This window comes from Microbacterium aoyamense (genome assembly GCF_023155855.1).
Classification (GTDB): Bacteria; Actinomycetota; Actinomycetes; order Actinomycetales; family Microbacteriaceae; genus Microbacterium; species Microbacterium aoyamense.
Genome location: NZ_JAKNUT010000009.1, coordinates 15,844 through 35,514, shown reverse-complemented (window position 1 = coordinate 35,514; position 19,671 = coordinate 15,844). Strand labels below are relative to the sequence as shown.

At 68.5% G+C, this 19,671-nt stretch carries 22 protein-coding genes and 1 tRNA gene; 13 read left to right on the top strand and 10 right to left on the bottom strand.

The features are described 5' to 3' along the window. The first annotated feature begins 32 nt into the window (after nt 1–32). From MA876_RS18265 to nusG, 4 genes are all read left to right on the top strand, one after another. Nucleotides 33–1,397 (top strand): NAD-dependent succinate-semialdehyde dehydrogenase, encoded by a 1,365-nt coding sequence (locus tag MA876_RS18265; protein WP_248152863.1) that lies wholly within the window; start codon nt 33–35, stop codon nt 1,395–1,397. Between the two features lie 243 nt (nt 1,398–1,640). Further along, a tRNA-Trp gene (locus MA876_RS18260) sits at nt 1,641–1,713 on the top strand. A 64-nt stretch (nt 1,714–1,777) separates the two neighbouring features. Beyond that, nucleotides 1,778–2,041, top strand: a complete 264-nt coding sequence (gene secE, locus MA876_RS18255) for a preprotein translocase subunit SecE (RefSeq protein ID WP_248153008.1) — start codon at nt 1,778–1,780, stop codon at nt 2,039–2,041. A gap of 62 nt (nt 2,042–2,103) precedes the next feature. Beyond that, complete coding sequence (gene nusG, locus MA876_RS18250) at nt 2,104–3,249, top strand: transcription termination/antitermination protein NusG (RefSeq protein WP_248152862.1); 1,146 nt, start codon at nt 2,104–2,106, stop codon at nt 3,247–3,249. A gap of 177 nt (nt 3,250–3,426) precedes the next feature. Here nusG and MA876_RS18245 read toward each other — a convergent pair whose 3' ends face one another. Continuing rightward, nucleotides 3,427–4,041, bottom strand: coding sequence for a TetR/AcrR family transcriptional regulator (locus MA876_RS18245; RefSeq protein WP_248152861.1), 615 nt, complete (start codon nt 4,039–4,041; stop codon nt 3,427–3,429). A 151-nt stretch (nt 4,042–4,192) separates the two neighbouring features. Here MA876_RS18245 and MA876_RS18240 point away from each other — a divergent pair, with 151 nt between their 5' ends. The 7 genes from MA876_RS18240 to MA876_RS18210 all read left to right on the top strand — a co-directional run bounded on the left by MA876_RS18240 (nt 4,193) and on the right by MA876_RS18210 (nt 11,277). Next, a complete protein-coding gene (locus MA876_RS18240) occupies nt 4,193–4,984 on the top strand; it encodes an SDR family NAD(P)-dependent oxidoreductase (RefSeq protein ID WP_248152860.1) in 792 nt (263 codons plus the stop codon). Between the two features lie 8 nt (nt 4,985–4,992). Continuing rightward, the gene (locus MA876_RS18235; protein WP_248152859.1) at nt 4,993–6,111 is read left to right on the top strand and encodes a DUF5938 domain-containing protein; all 1,119 of its coding nucleotides are present in this window, start codon (nt 4,993–4,995) and stop codon (nt 6,109–6,111) included. A gap of 64 nt (nt 6,112–6,175) precedes the next feature. Next, entirely contained in the window at nt 6,176–7,633 is a 1,458-nt protein-coding gene (locus MA876_RS18230) for a class I adenylate-forming enzyme family protein (RefSeq protein ID WP_248152858.1), read from the top strand. Continuing rightward, on the top strand, nt 7,630–8,814 hold the full coding sequence (locus MA876_RS18225; RefSeq protein WP_248152857.1) for a lipid-transfer protein: 1,185 nt from the start codon (nt 7,630–7,632) through the stop codon (nt 8,812–8,814). Before MA876_RS18230 ends, MA876_RS18225 begins: the two co-directional genes overlap by 4 nt. Nucleotides 8,815–8,937: 123 nt before the next feature. Continuing rightward, nucleotides 8,938–9,369 (top strand): 50S ribosomal protein L11, encoded by a 432-nt coding sequence (gene rplK, locus MA876_RS18220; protein WP_243074110.1) that lies wholly within the window; start codon nt 8,938–8,940, stop codon nt 9,367–9,369. A gap of 14 nt (nt 9,370–9,383) precedes the next feature. Further along, nucleotides 9,384–10,073, top strand: a complete 690-nt coding sequence (rplA, locus tag MA876_RS18215; RefSeq protein ID WP_248152856.1) for a 50S ribosomal protein L1 — start codon at nt 9,384–9,386, stop codon at nt 10,071–10,073. 163 nt (nt 10,074–10,236) lie between these two features. Next, nucleotides 10,237–11,277 (top strand): NAD(P)H-dependent flavin oxidoreductase, encoded by a 1,041-nt coding sequence (locus MA876_RS18210; RefSeq protein ID WP_248152855.1) that lies wholly within the window; start codon nt 10,237–10,239, stop codon nt 11,275–11,277. A 121-nt stretch (nt 11,278–11,398) separates the two neighbouring features. Here the strand turns inward: MA876_RS18210 and MA876_RS18205 are convergent, their stop codons facing one another. Then, complete coding sequence (locus MA876_RS18205; RefSeq protein ID WP_248152854.1) at nt 11,399–11,674, bottom strand: acylphosphatase; 276 nt, start codon at nt 11,672–11,674, stop codon at nt 11,399–11,401. A gap of 25 nt (nt 11,675–11,699) precedes the next feature. Here MA876_RS18205 and MA876_RS18200 point away from each other — a divergent pair, with 25 nt between their 5' ends. Further along, nucleotides 11,700–12,053, top strand: coding sequence for an iron chaperone (locus MA876_RS18200; RefSeq protein ID WP_248152853.1), 354 nt, complete (start codon nt 11,700–11,702; stop codon nt 12,051–12,053). On the opposite strand, the gene MA876_RS18195 is transcribed toward MA876_RS18200, so the two are convergent. Beyond that, nucleotides 12,054–12,689, bottom strand: a complete 636-nt coding sequence (locus tag MA876_RS18195) for a LysE/ArgO family amino acid transporter (protein ID WP_248152852.1) — start codon at nt 12,687–12,689, stop codon at nt 12,054–12,056. 71 nt (nt 12,690–12,760) lie between these two features. Here MA876_RS18195 and MA876_RS18190 point away from each other — a divergent pair, with 71 nt between their 5' ends. Next, nucleotides 12,761–13,651, top strand: a complete 891-nt coding sequence (locus MA876_RS18190) for a LysR family transcriptional regulator ArgP (RefSeq protein ID WP_248152851.1) — start codon at nt 12,761–12,763, stop codon at nt 13,649–13,651. Here the strand turns inward: MA876_RS18190 and MA876_RS18185 are convergent. From MA876_RS18185 to MA876_RS18155, 7 genes are all read right to left on the bottom strand, one after another. Then, nucleotides 13,638–14,669, bottom strand: a complete 1,032-nt coding sequence (locus MA876_RS18185) for an NADP-dependent oxidoreductase (protein ID WP_248152850.1) — start codon at nt 14,667–14,669, stop codon at nt 13,638–13,640. The genes MA876_RS18190 and MA876_RS18185 overlap by 14 nt on opposite strands. 114 nt (nt 14,670–14,783) lie before the next feature. Beyond that, a complete protein-coding gene (locus MA876_RS18180) occupies nt 14,784–15,248 on the bottom strand; it encodes a MarR family winged helix-turn-helix transcriptional regulator (protein ID WP_248152849.1) in 465 nt (154 codons plus the stop codon). A gap of 11 nt (nt 15,249–15,259) precedes the next feature. Then, entirely contained in the window at nt 15,260–16,945 is a 1,686-nt protein-coding gene (locus MA876_RS18175; protein ID WP_248152848.1) for an MDR family MFS transporter, read from the bottom strand. 88 nt (nt 16,946–17,033) lie between these two features. Continuing rightward, complete coding sequence (locus MA876_RS18170) at nt 17,034–17,402, bottom strand: barstar family protein (RefSeq protein WP_248152847.1); 369 nt, start codon at nt 17,400–17,402, stop codon at nt 17,034–17,036. A gap of 1 nt (nt 17,403) precedes the next feature. Next, complete coding sequence (locus MA876_RS18165) at nt 17,404–18,078, bottom strand: YqaJ viral recombinase family protein (protein WP_248152846.1); 675 nt, start codon at nt 18,076–18,078, stop codon at nt 17,404–17,406. A 54-nt stretch (nt 18,079–18,132) separates the two neighbouring features. Then, entirely contained in the window at nt 18,133–18,438 is a 306-nt protein-coding gene (locus tag MA876_RS18160; protein ID WP_248152845.1) for a hypothetical protein, read from the bottom strand. A gap of 31 nt (nt 18,439–18,469) precedes the next feature. After that, entirely contained in the window at nt 18,470–19,624 is a 1,155-nt protein-coding gene (locus MA876_RS18155) for a DUF4192 family protein (RefSeq protein ID WP_248152844.1), read from the bottom strand. Between the last annotated feature and the right edge of the window lie 47 nt (nt 19,625–19,671).

Here is a 19,671-nt window from a genome sequence, read left to right as displayed (position 1 = left end):
GAACCCTCGACATTGAAACGGAAGCACCGCAAATGAGCGAATACGCCGTCGTCAACCCGGCCACCGGCGAGACCCTGGCCACCTACCCGACGCTGACCGATGCCGAGGTGGAGGCCGCCGTCGCGTCGGCGGACGCCGCCTACCGAGAGTGGCGGGCGCTGCCCGTGGCGGACCGTGCCGCCGGCATCCGCCGCGTGGCCGAGCTCCACCGCGAGCGTCGTGACGAACTCGCCGCGATCATCGTGCGCGAGATGGGCAAGCCCCTCGCCGCCGCGCTCGGCGAGGTCGACTTCGCGGCCGACATCACGGAGTACTACGCCGACCAGGCAGAGAAGATCACGGGCGACCAGCCGCTCGAGATCGACGGCGACGGCACGGCCGTCATCCGTCGCAGCCCCATCGGCGTGCTCCTGGGCATCATGCCGTGGAACTTCCCGTACTACCAGGTCGCCCGGTTCGCCGCGCCGAACCTCGTGATCGGCAACACGATCATCCTCAAGCACGCGCCGCAGTGCCCCGAGTCGGCGGCGGCGATCGACAAGCTGTATCAGGATGCCGGACTCCCCGCCGGAGCGTACGTCAACGTGTACGCGACCAACGACCAGGCAGCCGCGATCATCGCCGACCCGCGCGTGCACGGCGTCTCGGTGACCGGCTCGGAGCGTGCGGGTGCGGCGGTCGCCGAGATCGCGGGCCGCAACCTCAAGAAGGTCGCTCTCGAGCTCGGGGGATCGGATCCGTTCATCCTCCTGTCGACCGACGACCTCGACGCGGCGGTGGACTCGGCGGTCGAAGCGCGCCTGGACAACACAGGCCAGTCGTGCAACGCCGCGAAGCGGTTCATCGTGGTCGACGACCTCTACGACGCGTTCCTCGAGAAGTTCACGGCGCGCATGGCCGGTGCCACGGTCGGCGACCCGAACGCCTCCGACACCGTCCTCGGCCCACTCTCGTCGCTCGTCGCGGCCGAGCGACTCGCCGAGCAGGTCGACAAGGCCGTCGCGCAGGGTGCGACCCTCGTGACCGGAGGCACGCGCGACGGCGCGTTCTATCCGGGCACGGTGATCACCGACGTCACGAGCGACATGGACGCGTACCGCGAGGAGTTCTTCGGGCCGGTCGGGGTCGTCTACAAGGTCTCGGGCGAGGACGAAGCCGTCGCCGTCGCGAACGACACGCCCTTCGGGCTCGGCTCGTACGTCTTCACGACCGACGAGGAGCAGGCCGCCCGCGTCGCCGACAAGATCGACGCCGGCATGGTCTACGTCAACGTCGTCCTCGCCGACGAGCCCGCGCTGCCGTTCGGTGGCGTCAAGCGCTCCGGCACGTCGCGTGAGATGGGGCTCCTCGCCGCCGACGAGTTCGTCAACAAGAAGCTCATCCGCGTCGGCGCCTGACTCGTTTCGTCTCGCTTCGCTCGCTCGACGAGCGGCAGGGCGGGTCGGAGCCGGAATGATGCTTCCGGTCCGACGCGCTCGCGTCCGGCGGGCGTGCACGGAGCCATCCAGGGGTGCTGGGTCGGTTCGACCCTCCTCGGGGCATGCCGTACACTTGCAGTGCAGTCGAAGTCTGCATTCTTTCGCCGTGCCCGCGGGCCACGTGGAGGAGTGCGGGTTTTCACCCGAGGTCGCAAGATCTCTAGGGCGGTAGCTCAATTGGCAGAGCAGCGGTCTCCAAAACCGCAGGTTGCAGGTTCGATTCCTGTCCGCCCTGCGCGTCAGCGCAGCAGGCATACGCCGGCCGGCGCTGGCACACGGAAGGTATTCAGGTGGCATCGATGGTTCAGGATGAGCCGAACGGCGAGGTCGTCGCAGCGAGCGGCGCACCCGGCGCGAAGAAGCCCAACTTCTTCGCTCGCATCGCCCTGTTCGTTCGTCAGGTCTTCGCAGAACTCCGCAAGGTCATCACTCCGACCCGCCAGGAGCTGCTGAAGTACACGCTCGTCGTGCTCGGATTCGTCGTGGTGATGATGGCGATCGTCTACGGCCTCGACCTCCTGTTCACGTGGCTCGCCGGCACCGTCTTCGGCGTTCCGGCCTGACCTGATCGACGACGACGCGGCGATGGATGCAGCATCCATCCCGCGGAACGGAAGAAACGCAAGTGTCTGAGAAATACACCGACGACGCCGACTGGGCGACCGCGGCCGAGCAGTCCTCCGAGGACGACGAAGCGCAGGAGGGCAACCAGCTCGCCGCCGAGGAGTGGTCCGTCACTCCCGCCGAGCACGTTGCGATCCACATCGTCGACGACCCCGACGAGGACGACGAGGAGAACGAGTCGGACCTGGAAGACATCGACGACATCGACGACCCGGAGGCCGACGCCATCGTGAACGACGCTCTCAACATCGACGAGGCCGCTGAGGCCGAGGCCGCGGCGGAGGCTCTCAACGAGTCGATCGCCGAAGAAGAAGCCGACTACGTCGCCGCGCACGCGGACGACGTGACCCCCTACGACGGTCCCGACATCAACGGCGACGAGGACGAGCCCGTGCTCGACGAGGAGTTCACGGCGGAAGTGGATGCCGCGGCATCCGTCGTCGACGACGTCGAGGCCTCCGTCTCGCCCGCCGACGCCGCCGAAGCGCCCGTCGATCTCGACGCCGCCGACGCCGAGGACGACGCGGACGTCGACCCGTACGACGCGTTCCGCGCCGACCTGCGCATGCTCCCCGGCAAGTGGTACGTCATCCACTCGTACGCCGGCTTCGAGCGCAAGGTGAAGGCCAACATCGAGCAGCGCAAGTCGACGCTCGAGGTCGAGGACGACATCTACCAGATCGAGGTCCCGATGGAGGACGTCGTCGAGATCAAGAACGGTCAGCGCAAGATGGTCACGCGCGTCCGGATCCCCGGCTACGTGCTCGTGCGCATGGAGCTCAACGAGGACACCTGGTCGGTCGTGCGCCACACGCCGGGCGTCACGGGCTTCGTGGGCAACGCCCACAACCCCACGCCGCTCCGCTTCGAAGAAGCCTTCAACATGCTGAAGTCGCTCGTCGAGATCAAGGAGACCGCTCCCGCGAAGGCGGCGGCGAAGGGCTCCGCGACGCAGGCGCGCAGCGTCATCACCGAGGTCGACTTCGAGATCGGCGAGACGATCACGATCAAGGAGGGCTCGTTCGCGGGCCTGCCCGGGTCGATCAGCGAGATCAAGCCCGAGAGCGGCAAGCTCACGGTGCTCGTTTCGCTCTTCGAGCGCGAGACCCCCGTCGAGCTCTCGTTCGATCAGGTCACCAAGCAGTAATACGCCTTGCAAGGACGCCCCGCCCGGTTCGCCGGTCGGGGCGTTCTTCGTTGTCGCGACCCGCACGGTCGCCGAGACCACGCGATTTCGCCGAACCCACCCGATTCGGTCGCCGAAAGTGCGTGGGTTCGCGAAGAACGCGTGGGTTCGACGCGAACGATGGATGGCGCGCGACGCCTATGCCGAGGCGGCGAGCAGGTTGCCGGCGCGCACGCGGATCGCGTCGATCGCGTCGACATCGCCGCGCAGGTAGGCGATGAGGCAGTTGAGGAAGAGCCCGTCGAACAGGGCGTACGCGGTCGCTCGATCGATCGTCGGGGCTGTGCCGCGCAGTTCGGCGTGGCGCTCGACGACCGCCCAGACCATGTCGGTGAGAAGCTCGTCGATCGCCAGAATGGTTTCGCGGAAACCGCCCTCGAACATCGCCTGGTTGCGCAGGTCGTACCAGAGGCGGTGCAGCTCGGCCTCGTCGCGCAGCGTCGCCGAGATCTCGACCCCGAAGCGCGCGATCATCTCGTCGGCCGACGTCGCCGTCTCGAGGATCGGGTCGTACCGGCGCGCGCACTCGGACTTGTACTGCCAGATCGCCTGCGCGATCAGGTCGTCCTTGCTTTCGAAGTAGTAGTGGAGGATGCCGGTCGAGACGTCGGTGCGTGCCGAGATGTCGCGCAGGCCCGTGTTGGCGAACCCCTGCTCGGCGATGACGACGAGCGCGGATTCGGCGAGCGCCTGACGGCGCGCGGCGAACTTGTCGACCGACGCACGCGTGCGGCGCTGCGTAGCTGTGCCCATGTCGCCACCCTCCTTCTGGGACCGATGATACGCCGAGGGGGACAGGTTCCGACAGGAATTTGGGCAGATGTCCGAAAAAGTCTTGTCACCCGTCCAACTTTCTGGTGTGCTGATCCCACCCACTTTCAACGAAGAAAGAGATGGAGTGATCATGACCTCAGATCTGACGGGAGCCCGAGTGCTCGTCACCGGAGGCGCGAAGGGGCTCGGGCTGCGTACGGCCCAGGCGATCGTCGCGAGCGGCGGGAGCGTCGTCATCGGCGACATCGATGAGCAGGCGGGAGCGGATGCCTCGACGGCGCTCGGCGCCGCGGCATCCTTCGTCACGCTCGACGTGACCGACGACGCGTCGTGGGCCACCGCGATCGACACCGCCGTGGACAACCTGGGCGGGCTCAGCGGCGTCGTGAACAACGCCGGCATCGAGATCGCCGAGCTCTTCTTCGACCTGACCGCCGAGGCGATCCGCAAGATCCTCGACGTCAACGTCGTCGGCACCGCGCTCGGCATCAAGCACGCCTTCCGCGCCATGCGACCGGGGGGCCGCGCCGGCGCGGGAGGCGCGATCGTGAACATCGCGTCGGTCGCGGCGACGATCGGGTTCCCGGGGATCGCGGCGTACTCGGCATCCAAGTCCGCCGTCGACCGCCTCACGAAGGTCGCCGCCGCGGAATCGGGCCGCCTCGGCTACGGCGTGCGCATCAACACCGTGTGCCCGGGCCTCGTGCCCAACGCGATGGGCGCCAAGCTCGCCGTCGACATGGAGGCCCTCGGGCTCTTCCCGTCGGTCGACGAGGCCGTCGGCGCGGTCGTCGCCCTGACACCGTCGGGCCGACTCGCGACCGAGGACGACATCGCGAACGGCGTCGCCTTCCTCCTTTCCGAGGACTCGGCGTTCGTCAACGGAGTGACGTTGTCGATCGACGGCGCGATGGGGATGTGAGGAAGACCATGGGAACCACCAAGCCGGTCGTCGTCTACGGCGTCAGCGGATACACGGGACGCCTCATCTGCGAGTACCTGCGCGCGTTCGGCGTGCCCTTCGTCGCGGCTGGTCGCGATGCCGAGAAGGTGCGCGCCGTCGTCGAGAAGATCCCCGGGATCGAGACCGCCGACTACGAGATCGTCGGCGTCGAGAACGACGCGGACGCCTTGGCCGCCGCGTTCGAGGGCGCGAAGGTCATCTGCAACACGGCGGGCCCGTTCATCAAGTTCGGCCCCGAGGTCGTCGAGGCGGCACTGCGCATCGGAGCGCATTACACCGACACGACGGGGGAGCAGGACTGGGTGCTGCACGCCCGCGACACGTGGGGCGACGCGTACGCCGAGAAGGGGCTCGTGCTCTCGCCCGGCATCGCCCACATGTACACGGTGAGCGAGATCGCCGCCAACATCGCGCTCGAACCCGGCGGCTACGACACGCTCGACATCCTGGTGCTGTGGAAGGGGCTGCCGACGTACGCATCGACGCAGACGATCTTCACGATCCTCAAGGCCGAGTGGTACTACCTCGAGCAGAACGAGCTCGTCGCGTGGGACCACACCTCGGCCTACGACGTGACGGTGCCCGGCTACCACGAGCAGGCGATCGCCGTGCCGTGGGGCGGGATGTCGCATCCGATCTGGTTCCAGCACGACCCGCGCGTCTCGTACGTCCGCTCCATCGGCGGCGTGCTCAACCGCGCCGTCATGCAGGGGGTCGGCCAGACCGTGCAGATGTTCGAGGAGCAGATCAAGCCCCTCGATCCCGACGCGCAGGAGAAGGCGCTCGGAGACATCGCGGCATCCCTTCAAGCCGACATGCCACCGCGTGAGAACCCCCGCTACAACCGGTCGGTCGACTCGGTGCACGCGTCGGGCCCGCTCGGCCGCTCGCATGTCGTCATCCACGGCAACAGCAACTATAAGCAGACCGGACTCCTGCAGGCGTTCGCGGCATTCTCGCTCATCCAGCAGGCGCCGTTGCGCGTCGGCTTCGCGTCGGGATGCCAGGCATTCGGCCACGAGACGCTGCTCGGCCAGCTGCGGGCCTTCGGGCTCGTGTCGGCGCCCGTCATCACGCGGGTCTGAGAGATCCCCAGAGGGTGCCGCCGGACCCCAGCCGGCGGCACCCGTTCCTCATCCGAAGGGCACCATGCACTTCTCCACGCTTCCCGACCAGCGCGCCGCGGGCGCGCCGGATGCGCCGGCCATCCGTGACGATGCCGGCACCCTCACGAACGCCGACCTGCTCCTTCGAGTCGAGCGCGTGGCGGCGGCCCTGGCCGATCGGGGGGTCGGCCAGGGCGACGTCGTCGCCGTGCTCCTGTCGAACCGGGTCGAGCTCATCCTCACTCTCTTGGCGGCGTGGCGGATCGGCGCGGTCGTGACCCCGATCAACCCGGTGCTCGGCCCCGCCGAAGCGCGGTATCAGGTCGAGGACGCCGCATCGAAGCTCGTCGTCACCGAGGCGGCGCGCGACGATCTCGGTGCGCCGGCGCTGACACTGTCCGAGATCGGCGACGGCGGCGGTCCGGTGTCGGCGGCGATCGAGGGCTCGGCGACCGACCTCGCGCTGCTCATCTACACGAGCGGCACGACAGGCAACCCCAAGGGCGTCATGCTCACTCATGCGAACCTCGATGCGATGACGTCCTCGTTCATCGAGTGGTTCGAGATGGATGCCGCAGACCACAGCCTGCTCGTGCTGCCGCTCTTCCACGCGAACGGCATCGTGCTGGGCACGCTCTCGCCACTGCGCGCCGGCGGCCAGGTCACGATCGCCGGGCGTTTCGCCCGTGATCGCTTCTTCGACGACGTCGAGAGGCACCGCCCCACCTACTTCTCAGCCGTCCCCGCGATCTACGCGATGCTGAGCTCTCTGCCCGATGAGGTGCAGCCCGACACGTCGTCGCTGCGGTTCGCGGTGTGCGGCGCGGCGCCGATGCCGGCCGAGGCGATCCGCCGCTTCGAGGACCGTTTCGGCATCACGCTGGTCGAGGGGTACGGGCTGTCGGAGACGACGACGGCATCCACCATCAATCCGCTGCGCGGCGCTCGCAAACCGGGAACCGTCGGGCTGCCGCTCCCCGGTCAGCAGGTCGCGATCGTCGACGAGGCGGGCGCGCTGGTCCCGGCGGGCGAATCCGGCGAGGTCGTCATCGCAGGCCCGGTCGTCATGTCGGGGTACCTCGGCCGGCCCGAGGAGACCGCGAAGACGATCGTCGACGGGTGGTTGCACACGGGCGATGTCGGGCGGTTCGACGAGGACGGCTATCTGCAGATCGTCGACCGCATCAAAGACATGATCATCCGCGGGGGCGAGAACATCTACCCGAAGGAGATCGAGAACGCGCTCTACAGCCACGCCGACGTGCATGAGGCGGCGGTCGTCGGCGGCGCCGACGACGTGCTCGGCGAGGTTCCGATCGCCTTCGTCGTGCTGCGGGAGGGATCGGATGCCGGTGCCGACGAGCTCGCGGCGCACGTCGCCGGCATCCTCGCTCCGTACAAGCGTCCCGCCCGCATCGACGTCGTCGCCGGGATCCCGAAGAACCCGGTGGGCAAGATCGACAAGCCGGCGCTCCGACGCACACTGCACGAGTCGGCATGAACGTCGTCGTCGCGGGCGTGGGGCTCGTCCCCTTCCGCACTCCTCGTCACAGCGAGACGTACGACGTCATGGCCGAGCAGGCCGTCCGCGGGGCGCTCGCCGATGCGGACCTCGAGATCGGTGACGTCGATCAGGCCTTCGCGGGGTACGTGTACGCGGATTCGGCGGCAGGGCAGACAGCGCTCCACGGGGTGGGGGCCACCGGCATCCCCGTCGTCAACGTCAACAACTACTGCGCGAGCGGCTCGACCGCGCTCTGGCTCGGCCGTCAGGCCATCTTGTCGGGCACGGCGCGGTGCGTGCTCGTCGTCGGATTCGAGCAGATGGCGCCCGGTGCGATCGGCAGCGTCTTCCCCGATCGGCCCGAGTCGCTGTGGCGGTTCGCCGAAGCGCGGGACCGCGGACGCGAACCGTCGGATGCTCCGGCCGCCGCGCAGTACTTCGGCGCCGCCGGGCAGGCCTACCTCGATCGGTACGACGTCGACGTCGCACTCTTCGCGGAGGTCGCCGTGAAGGCGCGGCGCCATGCGGCCGCGAACCCCGTCGCGGTGTTCCGGGATCCGGTCACCGTCGACGAGGTGCTCGCGTCGCCGCACGTGTACGGTCCCCTCACGCGCCTGCAGTGCTGTCCTCCGACGTGCGGAGCCGCCGCGGCCGTGCTGTGCACTCCCGAGTTCGCGAGAGCGCACGGGCTGGACCCGAGCATCGTGATCCGCGCTCAGGCGATGACGAGCGATCGCAGCGACACCTTCGAGGGCGATGCGATGAAGCTCGTCGGTTCCGGGATCGCACGGCAGGCGGCGGATGCGGTGTACGAGGCATCCGGCGTCGATCCGTTCGACATCCCGGTCGTCGAGCTGCACGACTGCTTCACGGCGAACGAGATCATCAGCTACGAGGCGCTGCGTCTGACCCCCGAGGGCACGAGCGACCGCTTCGTGCGCAGCGGCGACAACACGTACGGCGGCCGGATCGTGACGAACCCGTCGGGCGGACTCCTCTCGAAGGGGCACCCGCTCGGCGCGACAGGTCTCGCGCAGTGCGCCGAGCTCGTCTGGCAGCTGCGCGGCACGGCAGGGGAGCGTCAAGTGGCGGGTGCGCGGCTCGCACTGCAGCACAACCTCGGACTCGGCAGCGCGTGCGTCGTGACCCTCTACGAGCGGCTCGGCGTCGCCGCCTGATGCGGTAGACTTGTTTGGTTTGCGGTCCGCCTCGGCGTGCCCGCAGACGACCGCGATCCGGAGATGCCGGATGCGCGGGAGAACGGGATGCCACGGCATCCGTTCGATCGAAAGGAAACAAGAATGGCACCGAAGAAGAAGGTGACCGGCCTGATCAAGCTTCAGATCAACGCCGGTGCAGCCAACCCGGCGCCGCCGATCGGCCCCGCGCTCGGTCAGCATGGCGTCAACATCATGGAGTTCTGCAAGGCGTACAACGCCGCGACCGAGTCGCAGCGCGGCAACGTCATCCCCGTCGAGATCACCGTCTACGAGGACCGCAGCTTCACGTTCATCCTGAAGACGCCGCCCGCTGCCGAGCTCATCAAGAAGGCCGCCGGTGTTGCGAAGGGCTCGAAGACGCCCCACACGGTCAAGGTCGCGAAGCTCACCAAGGAGCAGGTCCGTCAGATCGCCGAGACGAAGATGCCCGACCTGAACGCGAACGACATCGAGGCCGCCTCGCTGATCATCGCCGGCACCGCCCGTTCCATGGGCATCACGGTCGAAGGCTGAGGGGATTAGAGGAAATGGCTGCTAAGTCCAAGGCCTACCAGGCCGCCGCCGCGAAGATCGCGGCTGACACGTTCTACACGCCCACCGAGGCCGTCGTGCTCGCGAAGGAGACGGGGTCGGCCAAGTTCGACTCGACCGTCGAGGTCGCGCTCAAGCTCGCCGTCGACCCTCGCAAGGCCGACCAGATGGTGCGCGGCACCGTCATGCTCCCGCACGGCACGGGCAAGACCGCCCGCGTCATCGTCTTCGCGACGGGTCCGGCCGCTGAGGCCGCGATCGCCGCAGGCGCCGACGAGGTCGGCGGCGCCGAGCTCATCGAGAAGGTCGCCGGCGGCTGGACCGCGTTCGACGCGGCCGTCTCGACGCCCGAGCTCATGGGCCAGGTCGGTCGACTCGGCAAGGTCCTCGGTCCCCGAGGCCTCATGCCGAACCCCAAGACCGGCACCGTGACCCCCAACCCGGCCAAGGCCGTCGAGGAGATCAAGGGCGGCAAGATCGAGTTCCGCGTCGACAAGCACGCCAACGTCCACTTCATCGTGGGCAAGGCGTCGTTCTCGGCCGAGCAGCTCGATGACAACTTCAAGGCTGCTCTCGAAGAGATCATCCGCCTGAAGCCGTCGAGCTCGAAGGGCCGCTACATCCAGAAGGGCGCCGTGTCGACCACGTTCGGCCCCGGCATCCCGCTGGACGTCAACGCTTTCTGAGCACTGACAGCAAGGGGCCTCACCTTCGGGTGGGGCCCCTTCTTCGTGCCCCGATCGTGTGCAGGACGGCGGGTCTCGTCCCCCGGCACGCCGAGAACGGATGCCGCGGCGCCGGCGTGTCACACGGGACTCCCGCCATTGTGCTCGGGAGTAGCGTCGAGCCATGTCTCGACTGACTGATGTCCTCGGCATCGACGCGCCCATCGTCCTCGGCCCGTTCGGCGGCCTCTCCTCCGTCGAGCTCGCGGGAGTCGTGAGCGATCGCGGCGGGCTCGGCTCGTTCGGCCTCTACGGGTTCGCGCCCGACCGAGTGCATGAGACGATCACCGCGCTACGGGCGCGTACTCGCCGCCCGTTCGCCGTGAACGTGTGGCTGCCGACCGGCGACGAGGTCCAGCCTTCCGAGGTCGACCTCGCTCCGGCCATCGATGCGCTGACTCCGCTCTACGAGGCCGCCGGTGCGGAGCGTCCGGTGACTCCCGAACGATTCGTCCCGGATGCCGCGGAGCAGCTCGCGGCCGTCCTCGAGGCGGCACCGCCCGTGCTGAGCGTCGTCTTCGGCGTGCCCGACGCCGCGCTCGTGACAGCGGCGCGCGAGCGCGGCATCCGTCTCATCGGCACCGCGACGAGCGTGGCGGAGGCGGTGGCCCTCGACGCCGCCGGGGTGGACGCGATCGTCGCGAGCGGTGCCGAGGCCGCGGGCCACCGTGTCTCGTTCCTGCGTCGCGCCGAGGACTCTCTCGTGGGCACGATGGCCCTCGTGCCCCAGATCGTGGATGCCGTCGCCGCGCCCGTCATCGCCGCCGGCGGGATCGCCGATCGGCGAGGTGTGGCGGCTGCGCTCGCGCTCGGGGCATCCGGTGTCCAGGTGGGTACGGCGTTCCTGCGCACGCGCCAGTCGGCGGCTACCGAAGCGCATCGGCAGGCGATCGCGGGGGCCGCCGACACCGACACCGTGTTGACGCGCGCGATGAGCGGGCGCCTGGCCCGCGGCATCCCGAACCGTGCGATGCGCGAGATCGAGACGAGCGGTGTCATCCTGCCGTTCCCCGCGCAGAACTGGGCGACCGGCGTGTTCCGCGCTGCGGCGACCGCGCGGGGCGACGGTGATCTCGTCTCGCTGTGGGCGGGTCAAGCCGCAGGGCTCGCAACGCGGGACGACGCGGTCGACGTGTTCGACGAGCTCGCCGCCGGGCTTGTGTGACGCCTGATCCTTCGCGCCGAGCCGAGCCGTACAGCACGGCGGGAATCCCGGTTCGACACGCCGGTGCGCGAGGCTCGAGCCCGGCGCGTCGCGTCGAACTCCCGCCGACGTGCCCGGTGGGTCAGACGGTCGGGAGCACCTCGAACGTCGTATCGGCGGCGGGTGCGGCATCCGTCACCGTCGCCGCATCCACCCTCGAACCCGGGGGTCCGTCCGCCATCCATGCGAGAACCTCGTCGACCTGGGCGTCGGTGCCCTCGACCTCTGCCTCGACCGATCCGTCGCGGAGGTTCCGCACCCATCCCGTGACACCCGCCTCTCGCGCGATCATGCGCATCGTGTAGCGATAGCCGACGCCCTGCACCATTCCCCGCACCACGACATGCACGCGCTTCATGCGTCCATCGTGCCAGGATGCCGTCATGGGCACCGTCGACGACTACCTCAAAGAGCTCGATCCGACCGACCGGGACGTCGTCGCGCACGTCTACGCGATCGCGCGCGAAGAGGTTCCGGAGGCCGAGCAGGGGCTCGGCTACGGGATGCCCGCGCTGACCTACCGCGGCAAGCCCCTCGTCGCGGTCAAGCGCACGCAGAAGCACATCGGCATCTATCCGTTCAGCCCGGACGCCGTCTCGGCCGTCGCCGACGCGGTCGCGGCCCTGCCGGAGACCGGGCTCGACAAGGGCACGATCCGGTTCCAGCCCGGGCATCCGCTGCCCGACGACGTGCTGCGCACGCTCGTGACCGCTCGCAAGGAGCAGATCGAGCGCTGATCAGTGCGGGAGCACGAGTGAGATGCCCAGACCGATCATCACGACCGCGATGACGGCGTCGAGGGTGCGCCAGGCCCGCGCGGTCGCGAGCCAGCGGCTCAGATAGCGCGCCCCGACCGCGAGGCCGAAGAACCACACGACGCTCGCGACCAGGGCGCCGAGTGCGAACCACCAGCGGGTGTCGCCGTGGGTGTTGGCGACCGTGCCGAGCAGGAACACCGTGTCGAGGTACACGTGCGGATTGAGCCACGTGAGCGCGAGGACCGTCAGCACGACCGGCGCGAGGCGCGTCGCAGTCGTGACGCTCGACGTCGGCGCGCTGTCGCTCGACGACACCGCGAGCGCCTGACCGCTCGGTCGCCAGGCGCGCTTCGCGGCCAGCAATCCGTACACGACGAGGAAGATCGCGCCGGCCCACCGGACGACGTCGATGAGCCAGGGCACGGCGTGCAGCACGAGCCCGACTCCCGACACCCCGAGTGCGATGAGCGCGGCATCCGACACGGCGCAGATCGAGGCGACGACCAGCACGTGCTCACGTCGCAGACCCTGGCGCAGCACGAAGAGGTTCTGCGCGCCGATCGCGATGATGAGCGAGAAGCCGAGACCGAGGCCGGCGAAGAGCGAGGTGAGCACCCTTCGACACTAGGTTTCGGCTTCCATCAAGTACAGCTCATGATTCTTGTGATGCATTAGCCTGGCTTACTATGCGCATTTCGTTCGAGCTCGCCGAGACCCTCGCGACCGTCGTCGAGGAGGGGACGCTGGATGCCGCGGCCCGCCGCCTGCACGTGACTCCGTCCGCGGTGAGTCAGCGGATCCGCGCCCTCGAAGACCTCCTCGGGCGCGTCATGCTGGTGCGGTCGAAGCCCGCGCGACCGACCGAGGCGGGGGCGGCCGTCGTCCGTCTCGCCCGTCAGGTGTCGTTGCTCGAGCACGACACGCTGGGCGAGCTCGGAGCGGACGACGGCGACGGGCGCACGTCGGTGCCCCTCGCCGTGAACGCCGACTCGCTCGCCACGTGGTTCCTCGAGCCGCTCGCGCGGCTGTCGCAGCGGCATCCCGTCGTGTTCGAACTGCACCGCGATGATCAGGACTTCACCGCGGGGCTGCTCGAGTCGGGCACGGTCATGGGTGCCGTCACCTCACGCGCGACGCCTGTCGCCGGCTGCCGTGTCAGTGAGCTCGGCGCGATGCGCTATGAAGCGGTCGCGACGCCGGCCTACGTCGAGCGCTGGCTCGACGGAGGAGTGGATGCGGTATCCCTCGCCGCTGCGCCGCTCGTCGACTTCGACCGCCGCGATGATCTGCAGACCCAGTGGCTCGTTGCGATGGGGGTCGACCCGGCGCTGCCGCCGCGGCACTACGTGCCGGCGTCGAACGACTTCGCGACGGCGGCGAGGCTCGGACTCGGGTGGGCGCTGTTGCCGACCTTCCAGTCGGACGAGGGGATCGCCACGGGGCAGCTCGTGCGGCTCGGCGGGCCTCCGATGGACGTGCCGCTGCACTGGCAGCAGTGGAATCTGCGATCGTCTCTCCTCGATGCGATCGCGGACGAGATCGTCGCCGAGGGGCGCAGGGTGCTCAGTCGTCGCTGACGCGCAGCACGATCTTGCCGCGTGTGTGCCCCTCTTCGAGCGAGCGGTGGGCTGATGCCGCGTCGGCGAGATCGAACACCTTGTCGATGTAGACCTGCACCGCACCCGAGTCGAGCAGGCGCGCGATCGTCGCGAGCGCCCCGCCGTCCGGCACGACCTTGTAGGACGTCGCGCGCACGCCCGCCGCGTCCGCCGCATCGGCGAAGTCGGGCCACGATCCGGTGGGCACGAGGATGTAGAGGCCACCCGGGCGCAGAACACGGAGCGAGCGCGTCCCCGTGTCACCGTGCACATTGCCTACGAGGTCGATGACGACGTCGACGTCGGCGATGACTTCGTCGAACCGCGTCGTGGTGTAGTCGATGACGACGGATGCCCCGAGCTCGCGCAACCACGCGGCGTTGGCGCCCGACGCGGTGGCGGTGACATGGGCTCCGAAGTACGCCGCGAACTGCACCGCGAAGTGGCCGACGCCACCGCTGCCCGCGTGGATCAGCACGCGCTGACCCTCGTGCGCGTGAGCCGTCTCGACGACCAGCCCCCAGGCTGTCAACGCGGCGAGCGGCACGCCTGCGGCCTCGACATGCGACAGGGCCGACGGCTTGCGCGCGACCGACATCGAGGGGACGACCGCGTACTCGGCATAGGTGCCCCCCGAGCGGGGGAAAGGGACCATGCCGAAGACAGGCATGCCGGGCTGCAGCGGGTGCGACTCGTAGGGCGCTTTAACGACGATGCCGCTGAAGTCGAACCCGAGCGTCGAAGGGAACGAACCCAGATGAGCGAAGACACCCGCACCCGCGCGCGTCTTCGCATCCACCGGGTTGATGCCGGCCGCGACGACCCGAACGAGCAGTTCGCTGAGGGCCGGCGACGGCACGGGGGTCGCCGCCTCACGGAGCACCTCGGCGCCGCCGGGTCCGTCGAAGACGACGGCGCGCATGACGGCCGGAGGCTCGGGAACCGGCGGGAGATCGAGTTCGGGAGCAGAGGCCGATCGCAACGGTCGGAATCTCATGTTTCGCCACCTCCGCGTGCGTGTCGTCCTCGGCAGCACTCGTGCCTCGTGAGGACAGTCAACCGCGAAGATGTCTCGCCCGTGTTACGCGGATGAGACGAGACGGATAAAGCGTCACGCGTGCGGGGGCGCCCCGGTGCTGAGCGCGTGGAGCAGCCGCGTGAGCTCGCGCACGTCGTCGATCGACCACTGGTCGAGCGCGGTGAGGAGCGTGCTGCTCTGCGGCCGACGCACTTCGGCGAGCCGCTCGAGTCCGAGCGGAGTGGCCGAGAGCAGGCTCGATCGGCCGTCGTCGGGGTCGGGGGTGCGTTGCACGAAGCCGAGCTGCTCGAGGTCGCGGACGGTGCGACTGACCTGGCCTTTGTCGGCCATGAGCGCGTCGGCGAGGGTCGAGAGCGTGACGACCTCGCGCCGCACGATGGTGGTGAAGACCTTGTATGCCCCGGGGAGCATGCCCGGGCTCATCCGGTGCGCGCTGTCGGCGAGCAGCTGCCGGACCTGGGTGAAGAGCTCCCCGAACTCGGCCTCGAGGGCGCGCACCGCGGTGGTGCGCGCCTCCGAGGCCGGTTCGGTCGTCATCGGGTTCGACATTATCGGGAGTCGCGGGATGCCTCGGCCGAGGCATCCGGAACCGTCTTGACGGAACCCGTCGCCGCCAGCGCCGCCATGCCTTCCGCGGTGCTCACGGTCGCGAGGTCCGCTTCACTCGCCTCGAGCCGCTCCTGCGTCGTCATCCTCGTGAGCGGCTTGTTCGGCAGGAAGATGATCGCGATGAGGCTCATGATCGCGAACGGCACGGCGATCAGGAACGAGTGGGCGATGCCCTGCGCGTAGATGTCCTCGACGATGACACGCACCGTCTCGGGCAGTGTGTGGACGGCGGGGAGCGTGCCCGAGCTCAGCTGCTTGCCGATCTCGACACCGTCCGGGCCGAGGGCGATGAGCGCTTCGGTCAGCGCGTCCTTGCTCGAAGCGAACAGGTTCGTGACGCTCGTCGCCAGGGCAGCTCCCATGACCGATACGCCGATCGTGCCGCCGAGGCTGCGGAAGAACGTGACCCCCGACGTTCCCACGCCGATCTCCTCGGGGCGTGCGGTGTTCTGCACGACGAGCACGAGGTTCTGCATCGTCATGCCGACGCCTGCACCCATGAGGAACATGTAGATCGAGACGAGCACGAAGTTCGTGTCGTACTGGATCGTCGTGAGCAGGTACAGCCCCGCGATGAGCAGGACGGAGCCGACGACGAGGTAGCTCTTCCACTTGCCGAAGCGGCTGATGAGCTGGCCGACGACGATGGATGCCACGAGCAGCCCGCCGATCATCGGGATCGTCATGAGGCCCGCCTCGGTGGGCGTCGCACCGCGTGCGAGCTGCATGTACTGGCTGAGGAAGACCGATGCTCCGAACATGGCGATACCGGTCGCGATCGAGGCGAGCACCGCGAGGGTGAACGTGCGGTTGCGGAACATGCGGAGCGGGATGAGCGGCTCCTTCGAGCGCAGCTCGGTGATGATGAACAGCGCCGTCGAGACGATCGCGCCCCCGACCATGAGCACCGTCGTCAGGCTCCACCAGTCGTAGTCCTTGCCGGCGTTGGTGATCCAGATCAGCAGGAGCGAGACCGCCGCCGAGAGGAAGACGATACCGAGGTAGTCGATGTGCACATCGCGCTTCGTGCGCTTCACGTGGAGCGTCACCTGCAGCAGGATCAGCGCCAGGATCGCGAACGGGATCGAGATGTAGAAGTTCCAGCGCCAGCCGAACGAGTCGGTGATCACGCCGCCCAGGAGCGGTCCGCCGACGGTTGCGAGTGCCATGACGGCGCCGAACAGACCCATGTACCGGCCGCGCTCACGCGGGCTGATGATATCGGCCATGATGATCTGACTCAGGGCGGCGAGACCGCCGGCGCCGATGCCCTGCACGGCGCGGAAGGCGATGAGAGTGCCGGGGTCCTGTGCGAACCCGGCGGCCGCCGTCGCGAGGACGAAGATCGAGATCGCGAGCTGGATGAGCAGCTTGCGGTTGAACAGATCGGCGAGCTTGCCCCAGATCGGGGTCGAGATCGCCGTCGTGAGCAGCGTCGCGGTGACGACCCACGTGAACGCGGCCTGATCGCCGCCGAGGTCGTGGACGATCACGGGCAGCGAGGTCGAGACGACGGTCGAGGCGAGCATCGACACGAACATGCCGAGCAGCAGGCCCGACAGGGCCTCGAGCACCTGTCGGCGGGTCATGCCCGACTCGGTGAGTTCGGGGGTGGAGGTTGCCATGGCGTCCTTCCGGATGAGATTTCAGGGGCGCGACGACGATGGCGCGAAAGTTGACAAAGATCAACTATAGGCTGATTGTTGACGAACGTCAACTAAGTACGAGATCGATCTGCGGATGATCGGCGAACACCTCGAGGACGATGTCGAAGTACGTGGGTCCGGTGCCGGCTTCGACGGCGTCCAGGCGCTCGCGGAACACCGCCTCGTTGAAGATCTCGGGATGCCGCAGCTTCTCGCGGTAGTACTCCGCCGTCGCCGTGATGCCGAGCGCTCGCCGGCTGCGCGCGTGATCGTGCCACACCACGCGATGGCCGTGAACGGCGTAGAGCACATCGTTCAGCGCGTCGAGGCTTTCGCCCATCCGCCAGTCCGCATCGGCCATGAAGACGCGATTGAACTCGTCATAGAGCGACGGGATGCCGTCGATCCGCGATCCCTCGATGGTGAGGGTCGCCATGTCAGTCGGCGAGGGCGAGCGCGCGGAAAGGCTGACGCGGCGGCTCCGGCATCCGCTCCGCCTGCGGACGACTGAGCAGATGCCTGCGGTGCAGTTCGTCGATGAGGGCGGTCGCGAGCCTCACGAGCTTGCCGATCTCGACCTCATCGCGTTCGACCCACGCGCACTTCGGCTCGTCGCCGACCGGGACGAACGCGTCATGTTCCTCCCACGCAACGAGCGTGCGCTCGGCGCCGAGGACGTGCTGCTGCCACCACACCTGGCGCAGGTACCCGCGCGGGATGCTCCGCCACGACTTGTTGGTCGTCTTGATCTCGGCGAGCGTCACGCGCCCGTCCGTGTCGACGGCGATGCCGTCGGGCGTCGCGAGGTGCCGCTTCTCGACGACGGCGTGGAAGAGCGCAGACGAGGGGAGGATGCCGTGGGTCGCGGCGACCCACCGGGCGATCTCGGGCTCGCGCACGCGGCCGTGCGCCGTGTAGGCGTTGCCCGAGAATCCCGACCCCATGAGCTTCGCGTCCGCCGCGCGAGGGATGGCGTTCGATGAGGTCAAGGTCGCGACATCCGTCGCCGTGATGCCGCGCGAGCGCGCCCGCACCCATGCCACTCGATCCCGTGAGTCGGCGACGATGCGGGCAGCGAGCTGCGGCGATCGTGCGGCGAGTTCGGGGGTCACGCTTTCGAGGCTAACCCTGCCCGGCGACGCGCGCCGCCCGACGCTCCGAGCCGATCATGAGTCGCGCTCGCGCCACAGCCTGTCGGTGATCGACTGCACATCGCGATCGAGATGATCGAACCGCTTCTCGAGTGTGTCCAGGCGTGCGTGCAGCCCGCCGATTTCGCCGCGGAGTCCGCCGATCTCGCCCGTGAGTTCGCCTCGCAGGGTGCCGATCTCGCCCGTGATCTCGCTCCGGAGGCCGCCGACCTCAGCGCGGATGACGCGACTCAGACTCGTGATGACGATCGAGAATCCGCCGAGGATCGCTGCGGCGAATACGCCGATCAGCGTCCATACTTGGGGATCGCTCATCGTCATGCCCCCATCATGGTCGGTGCGACCGCGGGTGTCACGGCGAAACCTCCAATTCTTCGGCAGCCGCCCGCACGAACACCCAGTCGGGAAGTGGCAAGGCGTTCCACGCTGTGTGAAAGACGATCGCCAGAGGATGCTCCGGTGCCGTACGCAGGCATCGGGCGAGGAGCTCATGCGCCGCCGAAGACAGTCCTTGCGCCCACAGCACCCAGGCGAGTGCGCACAGCAGGTGGGGCTGATGCATGGGCGGCGCATGAACGGCGACCCGTGCCAACAGGGCGGCGCCGCGCTGCAGCCTTCGGGGGGAGGGCATCTCGCTGGTCTGTCCGGTGAGGAGATCGCCGATGCGGCGTGTGCCCGGGTTGTCGCGATCATGCTTCATCAGGTACTCGTGAGGGGTGGTCCCGGCCTGCGCCGCCAACGCGCGTACCTCGAGGGTTCGTCGCCACGACGCGGCACCGGTCTTCGCACCGAAGGCGATCTGCAGCACCGTGCGGTCGACATCGCCTTCGGACTGCATCATCGTCACGAGTCGGGCGATCGTCGCAGGACCGATGTCGTCGGAATCGTGACTGAGAAGGCGCTCGAGGAAAGGGATCGGCTCGAGTGGTTCGGCCGGACGATACACGCCCAGCGCGCTGCGCTCCTCGCCGAAGACGACGATGTCCTCGACGCCCGCGGCGACCCGTTGCGCCAGAGCGAGATCGGCCTGGGGAAGTGCCCACGGCTCTTCCGGACGTTCGGGGAGAAACGCTGCGCTCGCTTCGACGAGCGCGAGCGATTGCCCGAGCGGCGAGCGTTCGTCGAATCGCTCCCAGGCGTCGCCCGCGACGAGCAGGCTTGCCACGATGCGCAGCCCGGCATCCATGAACTGCTCGCACAGGACCACTTGCAGAGGGTCCCACGCGTCGAAGGCCGTGACATAGGGCTCGTCGGTGTAGATCACGATGGCTGCGCCGGAACACCCGCGAATACGCTCGAGGTTGCCCAGGAGGACATTCGCCAGCGCCGCGAACACGTCGGGCGATTCATGTGACGGCAGGTCGATGCGCAGGGCGCCGACGGTGCGCTTGCCGACGAAGGGCGCGACGACGAAGCTGTTGCGCAGCGGTGTTCCGGCGAGCGTCGGCAGAAGGGCGATGAGGTCGACGGGATCGGATGTCTTCACGATCGTCGGAGTGGTGTTCATGTCACTCATCGTCGTCGCGGAGAGTCGCACGGTTTCGTGGTCGATCG